Source organism: Arenibacter aquaticus (assembly GCF_003957295.1).
Taxonomy (GTDB): domain Bacteria; phylum Bacteroidota; class Bacteroidia; order Flavobacteriales; family Flavobacteriaceae; genus Arenibacter; species Arenibacter aquaticus.
In genome coordinates this window covers 938,071-939,605 of the sequence record NZ_RQPJ01000002.1, presented here as the reverse complement: position 1 = coordinate 939,605, position 1,535 = coordinate 938,071, and the positions used below count along the sequence as shown (strand labels likewise).

Genomic DNA, 1,535 nt, shown 5'->3' with positions numbered 1-1,535 from the left:
CCGATACCGCTACCGTAACGGTAAGCGAGCCCGCTACGGCCATGGCACTTGCCTATGACCTTACCCCTTTGACCTGTGCCGCAGATGGATCGGTGACCATTGAGGCAACAAACGGCTGGGGAGGATATTCCTACCAAATCACGGAACCGGATGCCAATATCCTGGGCCCACAGTCCGGAAACGTGTTCGGCGGACTCAACAAACTGGGAACCTATACCATTACAGTGACCGATGCAGGTGGATGTTCCGTGACCGATACATTTGATATCTCAACACCAGCAATCCCTACAGCCAGCTTGGCGGCCACTACCGACCTTTGCTATGTAGCAGGAACAGGGGTTAGCCTGACCGCTACCGCAGCAGCAGGCGTTGCCCCCTATACCTACAGCCTTAACGGCGCACCGGCACAGAACGGAAACGTATTCAACAACCTGGCGCCGGGATCCTATTCCGTACTGGTAAGGGATGCCTACGGATGTACCGTTACCTCCAATACCGTTACAATACAACCACAACTTGGGGCAACGGCAACAGTAAGCAAGGAACTGGACTGTACGGCCTCTCCGGACGCTGTAATAGACGTCAGTATCAATGGAGGATATGCAGACTACAGTTATTCCGTAAGCGTGGACGCAGCCCCCTACGGAGCAACCAGCGCCCTGGGTGCCGGAGTGACCAACTTTAGCTATACCACAACAACATCGGGGACCTATAGGTTCCAGATCACCGATAACGAGGGATGTACCGTACAGACCTCTGTGATTACCATAGACCCTCTAAGCAGCCCACAAGCATCGGAAACAGTGACCGACCTAAGCTGTAACGGAAGCAACGATGGTGTCGTAGAGATCATTGTGGACACCAATTTTGGAACGGCACCGTATCAAATTGATTTTGACGGAGGCGGACTTGCCAACAATACAACATATGCAGGACTTGCCGCCGCTACCTATAGCTATACCGTTCAAGATGCCAAAGGGTGTACCGTAACAAATTCTGTTACCGTGGGTGAGCCTGCGACAATAGCATTTGATGCCATACTGTTACAGGAATATACCTGTCTGCAGGATGCCAGCGTGGAGGCTCAGAACGTTACGGGGGGAACATCGCCCTACACTTATAGCATTGACGGTACCAATTTTGGGCCCAATAGCTTTACCGGACTTAAGGACGGAAATTATACCATTACAGTTATGGATGCAAATGGTTGTACAGCCACCAGGCCAATCACCATTGATCCTATGACCCCGCCAACGGACATAACATTCACTGCTACGGCAGCCAATTGTCCCGCTGAAACCTCAGATATAACCCTGACAGCCACTGGTGGAAACGGTACCATAACCTATGAGATCACAGCTCCGGCTGTGGCAGTGGCCACCAATACTACAGGAGTATTTTCTGGACTTGCCCCGGATACCTATTCCTTTAGGGTTACAGATGCAAAGGGATGTTCATATGAAGAGAACTATACCCTGAACCCTGTAACTAAAATCAATGCAACGGGATCACTTACACAAAACGTGTCCTGTAAA

At 51.0% G+C, this 1,535-nt stretch carries 1 pseudogene; it reads left to right on the top strand.

The features are described from left to right. Nucleotides 1-1,535: pseudogene (locus tag EHW67_RS20445) on the top strand (hypothetical protein); the annotation flags it as partial.